This is a genomic window from Staphylococcus sp. HMSC65H10 (assembly GCF_001839185.1).
Classification (GTDB): domain Bacteria; phylum Bacillota; class Bacilli; order Staphylococcales; family Staphylococcaceae; genus Staphylococcus; species Staphylococcus simulans.
Window position 1 is genome coordinate 72,168 of sequence record NZ_KV840314.1, and the last position, 15,138, is coordinate 87,305.

The 15,138-nt window shown below is 34.4% G+C and carries 19 protein-coding genes and 1 pseudogene; 11 read left to right on the forward strand and 9 right to left on the reverse strand.

The window, feature by feature from the left end; all coding sequences use genetic code 11:
- Window positions 1-78: 78 nt before the first annotated feature.
- The gene (gene nfsA / locus HMPREF3270_RS02765) at window positions 79-834 is read right to left on the reverse strand and encodes an oxygen-insensitive NADPH nitroreductase (RefSeq protein ID WP_070848122.1); all 756 of its coding nucleotides are present in this window, start codon (window positions 832-834) and stop codon (window positions 79-81) included.
- 144 nt (window positions 835-978) lie between these two features.
- Here nfsA and HMPREF3270_RS02770 point away from each other — a divergent pair, with 144 nt between their 5' ends.
- The 6 genes from HMPREF3270_RS02770 to HMPREF3270_RS02790 all read left to right on the forward strand — a co-directional run bounded on the left by HMPREF3270_RS02770 (window position 979) and on the right by HMPREF3270_RS02790 (window position 6,150).
- A complete protein-coding gene (locus HMPREF3270_RS02770; protein ID WP_002480334.1) occupies window positions 979-1,755 on the forward strand; it encodes a 2-keto-4-pentenoate hydratase in 777 nt (258 codons plus the stop codon).
- Between the two features lie 381 nt (window positions 1,756-2,136).
- The gene (gene ahpC, locus HMPREF3270_RS02775) at window positions 2,137-2,706 is read left to right on the forward strand and encodes an alkyl hydroperoxide reductase subunit C (RefSeq protein WP_002480333.1); all 570 of its coding nucleotides are present in this window, start codon (window positions 2,137-2,139) and stop codon (window positions 2,704-2,706) included.
- A 16-nt stretch (window positions 2,707-2,722) separates the two neighbouring features.
- A complete protein-coding gene (gene ahpF, locus HMPREF3270_RS02780) occupies window positions 2,723-4,246 on the forward strand; it encodes an alkyl hydroperoxide reductase subunit F (protein WP_002480332.1) in 1,524 nt (507 codons plus the stop codon).
- Between the two features lie 158 nt (window positions 4,247-4,404).
- On the forward strand, window positions 4,405-4,731 hold the full coding sequence (locus HMPREF3270_RS13715) for a hypothetical protein (protein ID WP_070848124.1): 327 nt from the start codon (window positions 4,405-4,407) through the stop codon (window positions 4,729-4,731).
- A gap of 108 nt (window positions 4,732-4,839) precedes the next feature.
- A complete protein-coding gene (locus HMPREF3270_RS02785; RefSeq protein WP_002480330.1) occupies window positions 4,840-5,463 on the forward strand; it encodes a phosphatase PAP2 family protein in 624 nt (207 codons plus the stop codon).
- A 63-nt stretch (window positions 5,464-5,526) separates the two neighbouring features.
- A complete protein-coding gene (locus HMPREF3270_RS02790) occupies window positions 5,527-6,150 on the forward strand; it encodes an NDxxF motif lipoprotein (protein WP_083326795.1) in 624 nt (207 codons plus the stop codon).
- A gap of 66 nt (window positions 6,151-6,216) precedes the next feature.
- On the opposite strand, the gene HMPREF3270_RS02795 is transcribed toward HMPREF3270_RS02790, so the two are convergent.
- A complete protein-coding gene (locus HMPREF3270_RS02795; protein WP_070848126.1) occupies window positions 6,217-6,657 on the reverse strand; it encodes a carboxymuconolactone decarboxylase family protein in 441 nt (146 codons plus the stop codon).
- A 158-nt stretch (window positions 6,658-6,815) separates the two neighbouring features.
- Here HMPREF3270_RS02795 and HMPREF3270_RS02800 point away from each other — a divergent pair, with 158 nt between their 5' ends.
- Window positions 6,816-7,982, forward strand: a complete 1,167-nt coding sequence (locus HMPREF3270_RS02800) for an ArgE/DapE family deacylase (protein WP_023014893.1) — start codon at window positions 6,816-6,818, stop codon at window positions 7,980-7,982.
- A gap of 56 nt (window positions 7,983-8,038) precedes the next feature.
- Here the strand turns inward: HMPREF3270_RS02800 and HMPREF3270_RS02805 are convergent, their stop codons facing one another.
- From HMPREF3270_RS02805 to HMPREF3270_RS02815, 3 genes are all read right to left on the reverse strand, one after another.
- Entirely contained in the window at window positions 8,039-8,626 is a 588-nt protein-coding gene (locus HMPREF3270_RS02805; RefSeq protein WP_070848128.1) for a histidine phosphatase family protein, read from the reverse strand.
- Between the two features lie 336 nt (window positions 8,627-8,962).
- Window positions 8,963-9,574, reverse strand: a complete 612-nt coding sequence (locus HMPREF3270_RS02810) for a hypothetical protein (protein ID WP_002480325.1) — start codon at window positions 9,572-9,574, stop codon at window positions 8,963-8,965.
- Window positions 9,575-10,026: 452 nt separating this feature from the next.
- On the reverse strand, window positions 10,027-10,767 hold the full coding sequence (locus tag HMPREF3270_RS02815; RefSeq protein WP_057510318.1) for a hypothetical protein: 741 nt from the start codon (window positions 10,765-10,767) through the stop codon (window positions 10,027-10,029).
- Between the two features lie 247 nt (window positions 10,768-11,014).
- On the opposite strand from HMPREF3270_RS02815, the gene HMPREF3270_RS02820 reads away from it, so the two are divergent.
- Complete coding sequence (locus HMPREF3270_RS02820; RefSeq protein ID WP_142397772.1) at window positions 11,015-11,557, forward strand: hypothetical protein; 543 nt, start codon at window positions 11,015-11,017, stop codon at window positions 11,555-11,557.
- Between the two features lie 142 nt (window positions 11,558-11,699).
- On the opposite strand, the gene rpsR is transcribed toward HMPREF3270_RS02820, so the two are convergent.
- The 4 genes from rpsR to HMPREF3270_RS02840 all read right to left on the reverse strand — a co-directional run bounded on the left by rpsR (window position 11,700) and on the right by HMPREF3270_RS02840 (window position 13,977).
- Window positions 11,700-11,942, reverse strand: a complete 243-nt coding sequence (rpsR, locus tag HMPREF3270_RS02825) for a 30S ribosomal protein S18 (RefSeq protein ID WP_002480324.1) — start codon at window positions 11,940-11,942, stop codon at window positions 11,700-11,702.
- 53 nt (window positions 11,943-11,995) lie between these two features.
- Window positions 11,996-12,514, reverse strand: coding sequence for a single-stranded DNA-binding protein (gene ssb, locus HMPREF3270_RS02830; protein WP_002480323.1), 519 nt, complete (start codon window positions 12,512-12,514; stop codon window positions 11,996-11,998).
- 21 nt (window positions 12,515-12,535) lie between these two features.
- Complete coding sequence (gene rpsF, locus HMPREF3270_RS02835; RefSeq protein WP_002480322.1) at window positions 12,536-12,832, reverse strand: 30S ribosomal protein S6; 297 nt, start codon at window positions 12,830-12,832, stop codon at window positions 12,536-12,538.
- Window positions 12,833-12,993: 161 nt separating this feature from the next.
- Window positions 12,994-13,977 (reverse strand): thermonuclease family protein, encoded by a 984-nt coding sequence (locus tag HMPREF3270_RS02840; protein ID WP_083326796.1) that lies wholly within the window; start codon window positions 13,975-13,977, stop codon window positions 12,994-12,996.
- Between the two features lie 153 nt (window positions 13,978-14,130).
- On the opposite strand from HMPREF3270_RS02840, the gene HMPREF3270_RS02845 reads away from it, so the two are divergent.
- The 3 genes and pseudogenes from HMPREF3270_RS02845 to HMPREF3270_RS13480 form a co-directional block, all read left to right on the forward strand.
- Window positions 14,131-14,388 carry an AbrB/MazE/SpoVT family DNA-binding domain-containing protein gene (locus tag HMPREF3270_RS02845; RefSeq protein WP_002480320.1) on the forward strand — a complete coding sequence of 86 codons (258 nt, stop codon included), beginning with the start codon at window positions 14,131-14,133 and terminating at the stop codon, window positions 14,386-14,388.
- Window positions 14,382-14,720 (forward strand): type II toxin-antitoxin system PemK/MazF family toxin, encoded by a 339-nt coding sequence (locus HMPREF3270_RS02850; RefSeq protein WP_070848131.1) that lies wholly within the window; start codon window positions 14,382-14,384, stop codon window positions 14,718-14,720. Before HMPREF3270_RS02845 ends, HMPREF3270_RS02850 begins: the two co-directional genes overlap by 7 nt.
- A gap of 276 nt (window positions 14,721-14,996) precedes the next feature.
- Window positions 14,997-15,138 (forward strand): annotated as a pseudogene (locus HMPREF3270_RS13480) (ornithine carbamoyltransferase subunit F); the annotation flags it as partial.

A 15,138-nucleotide genomic window follows, 5' to 3' on the forward strand; every position in this document is an offset into this window, starting at 1 on the left:
GTTCACAATTAAAGTGAGCGTGATAGGGCTGATTTTTTAATTTCTCTACTTTTAATCAAGCGTCTGATGAATGAACACTTATTTTTTAATGAAACCTGAATTATGCAGTTCGTCTAACATATCTGCACGTTCTTTCATTGTTAAGAATTGTGCAATTTGTTCTGACCAAGTTTCTTTACGTTCTCCATTTGTACGTTTGTCGTAATATGCGCTGACTTCTTTGTCATAATCTTTAATATAACCTAATTCTTCGTCATCGTTTTGGTTGTATCCATTTTCATGGAAGACAGCTTCAAATGGTAAACGTGGTTTTGGTGAACCATTTTCATCATCTGCAGGAACACCTAGCGCCATTCCGAATAATGGGAATGTGTATTCAGGTAAGTTCAATAGCTCTTTCACGCGAGCAACATCATTACGTAATGAACCTAAATAAACCATACCAAGTCCTAAGCTTTCTGCCGCAATTGAAATATTTTGTGCAACTAACGCAACATCAATTGTACCGACAAGTAAGCCTTCTGCAGATTCAAATGAACTTTGTAAGTTTTGCTCAACTTCATTGTTGATTAAATCTTGACGGTGATAGTCCATCACAAAGACAAATAAATAGCCGCTTTCTTCTACATAAGGTTGACCTGAAATTTCTCTCAATGCTTTTTTAATTTCAGGGTCTGTAATACCAATAATAGAATATGTTTGTAAGTAGCTTGATGTAGAAGCTCTTTGGCCTGCTTCCACTAACTTTTTAACCGTTTCTTTACTTAAAGGTTCATTTTTAAATTTTCTTACAGAGTGGTGTTTCATCATAATTTGATCGATTACATCTGACATAGAATTTTCATTCCTACCTTTCAAATGATTTTAGCACTCTTATTTTACCCTCTTTTCATAAGTCATAAAAATTTAATGCTTTGAAAGTTAAGACAATAAAAGTTATTCTAATAATAGTAATATTCAGAATAAGGGGAGATACCTATGGTCCAATACAAAAAAGAAATTGTAAATGCATTGTTTAAAGCACAACAAAATCATGAACCGATTGACTTTGTTTCAGAAAAATATGGCATCAGCGAATCGGTAGCCTATCAAATCCAAGATGCTTTAATCAGTGAATTGACACAAGCAAACAACAGTGAAATCGCAGGCTACAAAGTAAGTATGACCAGTGCAGAAACGCAAGCTTACGCGAATACAGATGAGCCGGCTTACGGAACAATTTTATCTGATAAAGTTGTAAAATCAGGTGAAACAGTTCAATTATCTAAATTATTCGCACCGCTTATCGAACCTGAGCTCGTGTTCGTGATATTAAATGATATTAGTCCCGATGCATCAGACGAAGATATCTTAAACAGCGTTAAAGTAGCGCCAGGTATTGAAATACCAGATGCACGCTATAAAGATTGGTTCCCTAACTTCACTTTAGGCGACTTAATTTCTGATAACACAGCTTCAGGTTTAGTCGCATTAGGTGAAGCTGCTGATCGTGTCTCATATGAAGACTTTGAAAATATCACTTTAAAATTAACAAAAGATAATGAAGAAATTGCGACAGGTGTTTCTTCAGATGTACTAGGTAATCCAATTGAAGCATTAAAATGGTTAGTTAAAAAACTTGCATCACAAGATAAACAACTGCTTAAAGGCCAAATTGTTTCTTCTGGTACATTTGTTCCACCTGTTCCAGCTGAAAAAGGTACGTATCGTGCAGAATATAGTTACCCAGGCTCAATTGAGGTCACATTTGAATAATAAGTTACAATACCCCTTTCTGTTGTTATAGAGACAGAAACGGGGTATAACGTTATTGTAGAGATTGCGATTAATAATCAGTCATCTTTATTGAGAAAATTAATCTCTAATTGATATTGAGAAATAATTGTTAATTTCCTATGAATTTCTTTGCTTTACACACATTCTAAAAGTCGTTAATATTTCTAATACACTAGTATTTACAGTGTTTTATGCATTATTCCACTTACACAATCACGAGTATTGACTATTTCTGACGATAATGTGATAATAGGAATCAAGGAGATTAGAATTATTATAAATAAATAATTAGGATAATTTAGCTATCCTAATTAGCTTTCTAATCAAAAAAACTTTTTAATTTCTAGGAGGATGTATTTTATGTCATTAATTAACAAAGAAATTTTACCATTCACAGCAAATGCTTATGATCCTAAAAAAGATGAGTTCATCGAAGTTTCAGAAGAAACATTAAAAGGTTCTTGGAACGTTTTAGTATTCTACCCAGCAGACTTCTCATTCGTTTGCCCAACTGAATTAGAAGACGTTCAAAACCAATATGATGAATTACAAAAATTAGGTGTTAATGTGTACTCAATCTCAACAGATACTCATTTCGTACACAAAGCTTGGCATGACCACTCAGATGCTATCAGCAAATTACAATACACAATGATTGGTGACCCATCACAAACAATCACTCGTAACTTTGATGTATTAGATGAAGAACTAGGATTAGCTCAACGTGGTACTTTCATCGTTGACCCTGATGGCGTAGTACAAGCTGCAGAAATTAACGCAGACGGTATTGGCCGTGACGCAAGCACTTTAGTTCACAAAATTAAAGCTGCTCAATATGTACGTCAACATCCAGGTGAAGTTTGCCCAGCTAAATGGGAAGAAGGCGGCGAAACTTTACAACCAGGTCTTGACTTAGTAGGTAAAATTTAAGGAGGCATTCATATAAATGCTGGATAAAGAGTTAAAATCACAATTATCTCAACTTCTTGAATTAATGGAAGGCGACGTGGTTTTAACAGCGAGCTATGATGACAGCGACAAATCTAAAGAGTTGAAAGACCTGTTAGATGAAATTGCTGATATGTCATCGCATATCACTGTTAAAGAGGATACGCTGAAACGTACACCAAGTTTCAGTGTAGATACTCCTGATGCGCACACAGGCATAGTATTTGCCGGTGTGCCATTAGGTCATGAATTCAACTCACTCGTATTGGCTTTATTACAAGTCAGCGGACGCCCTCCGAAAGAAGAACAAAGTGTTATCGATCAAGTCAAAGCGCTTGAAGGACCACTTCATTTCGAAACATTTATCAGCTTAAGCTGTCAAAAATGTCCGGATGTGGTTCAAGCATTGAACATGATGAGTGTGTTAAACCCTAACATTACGCATACAATGATTGATGGCGCAGTCTTCAGAGAAGAATCTGAAGATATTATGGCAGTTCCTGCTGTATTCTTAAACGGTGAAGAATTCGGTAACGGCCGCATGACTATTTCTGACATCTTAAACATGTTAGGCAGCCAAGCAGACCCTGCTGAATTCAATGATAAAGAACCATTCGATGTATTAGTCATCGGTGGCGGTCCTGCAAGTGGTACAGCTGCTATCTATACTGCACGTAAAGGTTTACGTACAGGTATTGTGGCAGATCGTATCGGTGGTCAAGTGACTGAAACTGCAGGTATCGAAAACTTTATCACAGTTAAAGAAACAACAGGTCCAGAATTCTCATCTGCTTTAGAGCAACACATCAATGAATACGATATTGATGTGATGGATGGTATCCGTGCTTCTAACGTTGAGAAAACTGAAGACGGCATTGTTGTTACTTTAGAAAATGATGCCAAACTAAAAAGTAAGACAGTTATTATTGCTACAGGTGCACGCTTCAAAAACTTGAACATTCCAGGTGAAGACGAGTTACGCAACAAAGGTGTTGCATACTGCCCTCACTGTGACGGACCTTTATTCGAAGGTAAAAATGTTGCGGTTGTCGGCGGCGGCAACTCTGGTGCTGAAGCTGCTATTGACTTAGCAGGTATTGTAAAACACGTTACACTTGTAGAATACAAAGACTTCTTACGTGCAGATGAGATTTTACAAAAACGTTTAGGTGAATTATCAAACGTTACAATCTTGAAAAATGCACAGTCTTCAGAAGTTCTTGGTGACGATCATGTTACCGGTCTTAAATATGAAGACAACAAAACTGGCGAAACACATCAAATTGATGTAGATGGTATTTTCGTCCAAATCGGTCTATTACCAAACTCTGAATGGTTGCACGGTGCAATTGACACAAACGACCATGGCGAAATTATCGTAGACCGTAAACAAGAAACAAGTATGCCGGGTGTATTCGCGGCAGGCGACGTAACAGACGATCGCTTCAAACAAATTATCATCGCAATGGGTACAGGTGCAGATGCTGCACTGAACGCATTTGATTATATTATCCGTAACTAATCTCTCCCTATCATTTGATTAAGACGGATAACTAATAAGACAGGCAAAGATAAATTTCTTTAAGAAAGCTATCTTTGTCTGTCTTTTTTTATACATATTCATGTTACAATTAATATAATTCACTACAATATAGCTGAGAAAAGGAGCTTTGGTTGTCTATGTTATTATTACTTGTTTCTATAGTTCATCTCAGCCAAGCTTCTCGTTCTACTGTCAATTTAAACAATCTTTTCATCGGTTTGAATCGAACCCGCACGTTTCCTAGAAACCTCAATTGGGAACAGCTGCAACGCTTTTATCAGTCACTGCAAACACGTTACTTCAAACGTCTTTTATACGTCAGTCTTCCATTAAGCGTCCTCGACTTATTTATACTTATCAAATTTGGCCACGCATGGCTCATTTTAGTCGAACTCGGTGTATATTTAGCACTGCTCTTCTTTATACTGCGTAAATTTGAAAAATATATTCAATCCCATGATTAATCAAACCTATCACCTACCGTTAGGTTTAGTTCATTCCAAAGTAGGATGGCAAAGATGAGACAGTAAGCTATAATTTATCTAAATCAAGAAAGAAAGTTAGGTTTTATTATGAAGGTCCTACATACCAAACATATCGGCATTACCCTCGTTATTTTTATTATTTTAATGCTGCTGGTGAAATTGGACTTCATCCTTATGATAGACGAACCGATTTATAACTTCGTCAGACTCTTACATCAAGTACCATTTATGGACCGCTTCTTAATCGTCTACTCTAACCTATTTCAACCATGGCACTTAGTTGGTTTTATGGCTGTCATTTTAATTATTTTATTCTTCAAGAATAAAAAGCTCTCATTGATAACAATGACTTGGGCAATTGTGACACTTTTATTAGGAATTGGATTGAAGTACTTTATTCATCGCGCACGTCCTGTGGAATATATCTCAGGATTCAGTTTCCCAAGTTTGCATACGTTAACAATTGTCGTAGCGGCAGTGGTCTTCTTAACGTTAATGCGTAAACGTTATTGGCATTATATCGCGTATTTGATGATTTTCATTATGATGGTTTCACGTATTTACGTTCATGCGCATTACTTTTCTGATACCGTCGGTGCTGTGTTATTCGGCTATCTCATGCTGCACGTTGCGCAACATTTCATCGCGAAATATCAACTCGATGTTCCTTTCACTTCAAGACTGGAATCTCCATGGCAACGAGATACTTAACGCATGCTAGGATGTTAAGCTATAATGAAAGTAATCATATAGAACAGTGAAGGAGAAACAAAAGTGAGCAAACTAAAACAACTATTAATCATCGCTTTCACATTAATGTTAGCTGTGACGCTTACAGCTTGTGCACAAAAAGACGAAAAACAAGAACATCACGCAAAATATGCGCCGAAAAATGCGACACCGATTCACAAAATAGAAATCTTTAAAACCTCTGAAAAAGGTAAAGATTTAACTGAACAAAAAACGCGTGATTATTTAAAACGTTACTTAGAAGCGAATAACGATATCATTGATAACAAATACGTCTTACAACATAAGCTAGACCAACAATATGATGGTCGTCAAAAAGTCTCAGATCAGTTAGATACAGATTTACGAGAATTAGCTAACATTACAACGAAGAACCAAATGAATTTCGAAGCATTCTTAAAAGATAATAAAGTTCCTTCTAATCAAAAAGAAGATATCGAACGTATTAATAAATACTTCAGCGCTGTTAACTATAAAATTGCACGTGCAGATCAACAGTTAGAAGAGTTGAGTTATAGTCCACAAAAAACAGTCAATGTCGTCGACGTTCCTACAAACTACGCAGGTGACGTAAATTTAAAACAACAAAAGAAAATCAAAGCTTTCTTAAAGAAACACAAGCTATCTACTCAAGCGATTGATAAATAATCATTGAACATACAAAAGCGCGCGAACACTCATTAAACAGTGCTCGCGCGCTTTCTTTATACGATATTAAACATTATGTTCATTACCCATTGAAATAGAGAGTCTATTCCAGAAGTTGATTTGATTAATCACAAAGACTAAATCTGTATATTCTTCTTCTGTGTATACTTCGCGTACGCGTCGATATAACTCATTAGATACACCATGTTGTGAAATTAAAGTAATAGCTTCTGTTAATTCTAAAGCTAGTTTCGTTCTCTCAGAATATATATTCGTATCATGCCATGCGTTCAATAAGAAAATTTCTTCCTCACTTACACCGATTTTACGTGCATCGCTTGTATGCATTGCCAAACAAAAGGCACAACCGTTAATTTGAGAAGCACGGATTTTCACTAATTCTTGTAAGTGATGATCGATGCTCGCTTTTTTCAATTGTTTTTCCATTTCGTATAGAATATTAACCTTATCTTTCGCAACGTTTTGATATTGAATTCTATTATCCAATACGATTCCTCCAATGTCTTCGACTCATTTATTATTTTCCCGTCTACCTCCGAGTTTACGCTTATTTATTTTAACGTTCAAAAGTGCGAATTGTTTGAATACTATTATCCGATATTTTACGCTTATATTGTATGAAAATTTATGAGGGAGCTGATGATATGGGTAAATTAACGTCAGATGAACGTATTCATATATTAAGAGATTTAGTCGGTATTGAATCTGTGAACGATAATGAATTAGACGTCGCAGAGTATCTGCAAGACCTTTTCAAAAAACATAATATCGACGCTAAAATTATTAAATTAACAGATACACGCGCAAACCTTGTAGCTGAAATTGGTAGTGGCAGCCCTGTTATCGGGGTATCTGGTCATATGGATGTTGTTTCACCAGGTAACCCAGAAGATTGGCAAACACCGCCTTTCAAACTAACTGAAGATGATGAAGGACGTCTACACGGTCGTGGTGCAGCAGATATGAAATCTGGTTTAGCTGCATTTGTGATCAGCTTAATTGAATTACACGACCAAGGCTTACCAAAAGAAGGCACAATCCGTTTACTTGCGACAGTAGGCGAAGAGATTGAAGGTGACGGAGCTAGAGCCTTCTATAAAGATGGTTATATGGATGATGTAGATGCATTGCTTATTTCAGAACCATCTCAAGATAAAATTATTTATGCACATAAAGGTTCTATGGATATCCGTGTCACATCAAAAGGTTCATCTGTGCATAGTTCTATGCCTCAACTCGGTTATAATGCGTTGAATCCATTAGTAGACTTTGTGCATCGCATTAATGAAGCACAAGCTAAAATTACTGCGACAAATGAAGAGTTAGGCGAACCTGTCGCAAATGCGACAATCTTTAATAGTGGTACACAAGTCAACTCTATTCCTGACCGCGCAGTAGTAGAATTTAATATCAGAACAATTCCAGAAGCAGACAATGATGGCTACCAAGACTTATTCGAACAAGTCGCAAAAGATGTTAAAGAAAAATACAGTGATTGTGATTTAGACATTGATACGTATATGTCACGTTCTGCAGTCTTCACAACTGGTGATAATCCAGTAGTAGACCTAGCACAATCACTCGGTAAAAAATATTTAGGTGAATCTATTCCTAAACAAGCTTCACCAGGTGTCACAGATGCGGCTGACTTAATGCTTGATAAAGGAAAAGACTTCCCACTTATTATGTTCGGTCCTGGCGAAACAAGCCAAGCACACCGAATTGATGAATACGTTTATAAAGATGTTTATTTAAACTTCATTGATTTGTTTGAAGAGTTATTACCTCAAGCAATCGACAAATTAAAATAAAATCAATCAAGATAAATGTTAAGCGGTTGAATCCAAAACAAGGGATTCAACCGCTTTTATATGTTTTCAGTATCTACAAGAATCGGATCACAATTCTCAATGTGTTTGTCGAATAATTCTTCTTCAGTAATTACACCTAAATAATACAAGCAGCAACGTATCCAAATTTGATGCGCCACAATTACTACTACTTCGTCTTTAATATCCAATATATCTTTAAAAAATTCATCTATTCTTCCTAATACATCTGAATAGTTTTCACCGCCAGGTGCACGTTGTGTAAAACTGTTTCGAAAGTCGCTGTATCGTGGATCTTCAAAATAACGACTATAAACGGGATTGTCACGTAGTGTTTCTCTTGGATAGCCTTCAAACTCCCCTAGAGAGCGTTCTCTTAATAATGGCGAAAAAGTATGTGGAATCGTACTGTCAAAACCATTTTCATATGTTTGAATCGTACGGGTTAAATCAGAAATGTAGATATGGTCTATATGTATACCTTCAAAATATGTTTTTAATGCTTGTGCAGAACGTACGCCTTCTTTTGTTAAAGAGACATCTAATTGTCCAGTAAAGTATTGATTTCCATGATGATTATCATAGTTTGCGGTTGATTCTCCATGCCGTATCAAATAAAGCTTCACGTTGTGTTCACTCCTATAATCTCGTTATCCTCTGCCGTTTACTCAATTCACTTTACTTCATTATGACACTGAGCAAATAGATTTAACGTAATGATAACATGTTTTTATATAATTTTATCGACTTAATGTTTGTTTGTTATCTAATTTTAACATTCTTGTATGGTCTCTTGTGTACAAGTGATTATATTTTATGTACTTCTTACATTAACAACACCCAAACATTCCTTTCAACCTATACAGATAGCTAATGAAAATAAAATCAGATAAAAAATTCCTTGTAATATTGATATGCATCAATGCTACAGGGTTAAGGTCTCATACATTTTTATTTAACTTTTAAATTTCGTCAAGTTGATTATTTTTCATCAAGATTTTTAAGAATTCACGCTCTACTTCTAATAAATGAACGTAATCATCTGACATAATTTCTTTACTTAATTCAATATTCTTTTCAGAGATAAAATTAACTAACTCTTCATTATCTTTATTGCTTGAGTATTCGCTTTTTGCTTGTGCAAGCAGTGAATCTTCACAAACTAAAATGAAAGAACGACCATAAGCAATATCAACTTTACCACGTTGATAATGAGACTCTAAAAATCTTTTAGCCTCTTCTAAATCATCTGTATGTTCAAAAATACCGAATACTTGTTCAGTCACTTTATCTGATAAGTTAGCTAAACGATCTTTTTCTGGTTGACTATCTGGTTTCACTCTATCTTTAACCAACATTTTTTGTTTTTTGATTTCATCTTCGATTAATTCTAATTCTTTAGTACGTTCTTCTTTTGACCACTTATTTTCATTTTCTTTGTACTCTGTTAATAAATCATTCGCTTTATGCAGATCAAAGTGTTCTTCACTTTTACCGCTATGATCTAATCCTTCGTAGTGCGTTGGATGAGATGTTTCATTCTTATCGTTTTTATTTAATCCTTGTCTACTCATATTAAGATGCTCCTTTTCAACTTGACATTTATTCACTTGTCCAATGTAGTGGATACATTTCAAAAATATTTTACCCGTCCATAAACGCAATAAACACAGTGTACAACTCATCATACTTATACTTTTAGAACACTTAGGGAACGTAACTGTTATTTCCAGAGTCAAAATTTAACAGTTAAGTAGGTTAAATGATGACTTAAGGAATTTTGCGCAATGAAATAGAAAAATCATCTAGAATAAAATTAAGATAAAAAAAGGAGGTTGCTTATCATGATGATCGCAGATATTATTGGTGGTATTATCAAGTTAATCGTGAACTTAGTAGACACTTTTGCTCCTAAAAAATAATCCATAAATACTTAATGACTTTCTTAATACGCTCGCGATGTCGGGCGTATTTTTTAACTAAAACAAAGTTCAGAAAATTTAACTTCAATTATAATGTTATTTTATTATGTAAAAAACCCTTTTATATTCAAAGTTTTTACTTCGTCTGGAAATTCAGGAAAATACCATTTGAAATATTCAGTGCCTGTTACAAAAGTCATTGTGCCATCTCCAGCTTTATCTGAATACTGAATATTTATTTTGTTGACTAACATTGAATCTAATTTACTCATAATTTTTAAAACATCTTCAGTAGATGATAATGCCTTTTTTATATCATTACCCATTTTTCTATTGTTTATTTTTTCTTTATTATAATGTTTCATTAACTGTATTTCTATAAATTCACTTAGAAAATATATTTCGTTAAAAGTTCCACCTATCAATGCAACTTCATTTTTATCAGAAGAATGTAAATATAAATGAGTGGTGTCAGTTTTCAAAACATTTACATCTTTTTTGATATCGAAATATTCTCTTAATAACCTTTCTAGCTTTGCATTCTCTATATATTCGTTGTTTTTAGTTAAATTATTAACAATATAATCTAACGTGTATAGAAAAGCTACACAAGACATCGTTGTACTATATCCTAACTTTATAAAATTATTAATGAATTCTTTCAATTCATTTTTATCATTTAACTCTTTGATATAAGCATAATTTTCTTCTTGAAGTTCATTTTTATAATTATCCATTTCCCTTTGATAATCATAATTGCGCTTTCTCCATTTGATAGCAGAAATTGTGTTAAATACTGTTAAGACTGTTCCTACAATTGTTAACACCACTCCAATAATACTCATTTTAATCCTCCTTGATAGTATATCTTAGTTTAACCTTGTGCAAATGAAAACAACCAAATAAAAAAAGGAATAAATTATTCAATAAGTTAAAACATAATGAGTATATAGATAATAAAAAGGAAATACAAGTAATTTATCCATACTGGTTACACGCTAAACAGTATGGAACGTCAAAGATTTAGATTAAAAAGCTATTTTAGAGATATTCACATGTAGATTTGATAGAATAGCTCAGACATGATATAAAATGGAAAAAATCGAGGTGTTGAAAATGAGTATTACTGCTTTTATTATCTCTTTAATTTCAATATTTATAACATTATTCATGACAATTAGAACTTTACTAACAGAACGAAAAAATTTAGAAGTTGAAGTCATTAACCGAGTGACCTCGCCAAACAAAAAAAGAGTACATTTAAATATTATTTTCACTAATAAATCGAAAAATCCAATTTCTATTACTGGCGTTTCAATCACTAGCAATATAAATGGAAAAAGTATCACTAGATACGGCCGCTATCTACAACACAGAGTTGCACATACTACAATCAAAGGTGAATTAACACAAGAAATTACAAACACAACAATCCCTATAAGTATTGAGTCATACGGAGCCATTTACTCATTAGTAACCTTAGATTTAATAGAATACCAATCAGAGAATTTTTTAAATGAGAACTCTTATATAACTATTAATACAAGCAGAGGAAAACTAAAAGAACATATTTACACTAAAGATCTTGAGGTGATAAAATTTACTGAGATGTTAGACTTCCCATTTACAGATTAAGTGACTCTATACTATTTAGGGCTGGTGATTTACTCACCAGCCCTAAATAGTATAGAGTCTTTTACTTAAAGACGCTTTTTAAAGTTTCAATCATAAAAACCCCGTAAGCCTATGCTTACGGGGTTCATCTATAAGTTTCATCTTAGTTTTCGTCTTTAACATATGGTAATAAAGCCATATGACGAGCACGTTTGATAGCTGTAGTCAACATACGTTGATATTTAGCTGAAGTGCCAGTTACACGACGTGGTAAAATTTTACCGCGTTCTGAGATAAAACGTTTTAATAAGTCAGTATCTTTATAGTCGATGTGTGTAATTCCGTTTGCTGTGAAGTAACAAACTTTTTTACGACGACGTCCGCCTCTTCTTGGTCCACCTGCCATGGTTAACTGCCTCCTTTAATCGATATTTTCAAATTTTACGTTCATTACACGTATTAGAATGGTAAATCATCGTCACTGATGTCAATAGGTCCGTTCGTATTTGCGAATGGATTGTCTGATTGACCAGCGTTGGATGAATTGTTGTTTTGATAAGATGACGTATTTTGTCCTTGTTGTTGACCACCATAGTTTTGACCATAGCTCTGGAATTGGTTATTACCGCCAGATTGTTGGCCATGACGTTGGTTTTGTGATTTTGGTTCAAGGAATTGAACACTGTCACATACAACTTCAGTAACAAAGATACGGCGTCCTTCTTGGTTTTCGTAACTGCGTGATTGTAAGCGACCATCAACGCCTGCAAGACTTCCTTTAAACAAGTAATTGCTTACGTTTTCTGCTTGTTTTCTAAAAACAACACAGTTAATAAAGTCCGCTTCACGTTCCCCTTGCGCATTCGTAAACGTACGATTAACCGCTAGAGTAAAAGTCGCTACACTTACGCCTGAGGGTGTCGTTCTGTATTCAGGATCCTTAGTTAAACGGCCTACTAATACAACTCTGTTAATCATTTAAACGCCCCCATTCTGTTTTTACTTATCTTCGTCTTCGCGAATAACCATATAACGAATGATATCGTCATTGATTTTTGCTAAACGTTGGAATTCATCTGTAGCTTCACTGTTTTCAGTGTTGATACGTACAATGTTGTAGAAACCTTCTTTGAAATCGTCGATTTCGTAAGCAAGGCGACGTTTGCCCCAATCTTTTTCTTCAATGATTTCAGCACCGTCGTTAGTTAAAATATTTTTGAAACGTTCAACTAATGCTTTTCTCGCTTCGTCTTCAATGTTTGGACGAACAACGTACATAATTTCATATGTTCTCATTTTTATCTGCACCTCCTCGTGGACTATACGGCTTACTCTCAATTGGAGTAAGCAAGGAATAATTTTCATTACTCACAATCAAGAATTATAGCATAGCCATTTACTTTTTACAATCATTTTTATTATGTGAATTCAAACGAATTCTACTTTTTTCATACCCATTAATTTATCTCACATGCCCATCCATCTTTATCTCCATCCATTTTATCTCTATAAGCCGGATGATCTTTAGACATTCCTCCAGGATAGTCTTTTCTCAATTCCGTACAGTTAGCATAATACTTCGTTCCTCCATTTTGAGACGCACTGTTTTGTGAATGATTTTGAGATCCTTGGGAGCCTGACGGCAGGCTACTTTGATAATTATTTTCTGGGACATTACCACTCCAAATATTCAGATGTTCCTGTTGCGCTAAACGTTGACTCTCTTGTAATTGGTCTAAATACATAACACTTGGCGGATAAATATAAGCCACTTTTGCTAAACCTTGTCTGACTAATGCATCATTTACCATCACACCATCGGCATAGACATATGCTAGATATCTGCCATATTTATCTGTCTTACCGCCCTTATCAAACTTAACTTCAACCTTAGAAGCATGCATCAACATATTCTTGGTAAAATCAGACGCTTCTTTACCATATGGTTCTACACCTTTTCTAGGATGTTTCGTCTCCGGTGTATCAATCAACAATAATCTGAAGGCAGATTCTTTTCCTTCATATCTCAATCTTACTGTATCTCCATCTACAGGACGTATGAATTCAACTTCTTCTCTAACTAAACCATTAGGTTGTGTTTGCGGTTCAGATTTAGGTTCACTCGTTTCTTTCTTTTGACCATTGTCCGATTCTTGTTCTGATTTCGGAGCTGCTTTAGGTTGTTCTGACTGATTGTCTTTTTGTGTATCTTTCGATTCATCTTTTGATTGATCTTGTGTTGTATCTGCAGTTTGATTATTCGTTGTTTCAGGCTTTGTATCTGGTTCAGACATTCCAAAGAACATCATACTTAAAATAAATGCTACTAAAGCAATGATACCTGCTGCTTTCTTCTGCTTACTTTTTATCCATAAAAAGACAAACATGGCTATGTAAATTATAAATATAATAAAACACAACACACCTAGTATTCCCAACATCTTGTACACCTCCTCTTTAGCACTTGTTTCTTTCTATTCTAAACTATTTCTTTATTATTAATAAGATTCAATCTACACTTTATAATAAATCCAACATTATTTCTGCCGATTTTAAGTTAAATAAGATATGATAAATCTGAAGAGGTGTTATTTATGTCAGAAGAACATGCACGAATTTTCAAAACTGAACAAGGTCATGCCGTTACATTGCCTGATACTGTGATAGAATCTTTAAATTTAAAACCTGGAGATCAATTAGTTCACGAAATAATCAACGATACTATCGTTTTAAAAAAAGTAAACCATGAAGATTTTACTAAAGAGTGGAACCGTTTCTTTCAACAGGGCGGCGATTACTCAGATTACAAAACGCATGAATGGGGCGAAGCATCGGAGCGTGAGCAATGGTAAAACAATATCAAATTATAGAAGTTAATCTGAATCCCACACTTGGTCGCGAGAAAGGTAAATATAGACCTTGTGTGGTTCTAAGCAGAAATGAATTTAATCAAAAGACAGGTTTAGTATGGGTTTCTCCTATTACAAGTAGAGCTGTTAAGTATCCTACTGATGTTGAACTACATTCTATGGAACATCGAATTAAAGGTACTGTCGATGTCGGTCAAATACGTACTTTAGATTTAAGCTCGAGGCATTATAAAATCGTTGATCGTACAACGCACGAAGTCATGCACAAAATCGACGATATTATTACGCACATTCTGAAAATGGAGCATTTCTAACACACTTTTTTGAAAAAGTGTGTTTTTTTATGAATGATTATGTATTTTTATTCGTTATAGTGTATAATAAATCAAAACCAATGTCTCACACCTTTATTTCTAACCACAAGAAGCAGATTACAATTAAAGCCTAATTTTCAAAATTATAGAATCGCAATTGTTTAGGAATAATTAGAGTTCTGTAAAGTTTTTTAAAACTATATTTATTTCATTGTCTTGAAAAATAAGTCACTTATAATGAAGGTGTAATATATCACAAAGAGGAGTTGTAGTAGAATGCAAAACTTAAGAAACAGACATTTCCTAACATTATTAGATTTCAGCCAAAAAGAAGTAGAATATTTATTAAACCTTTCAGAGGATTTGAAACGTGCGAAATACGCCGGTATTGAGCAACAAACACTTAAAGGAAAAAACA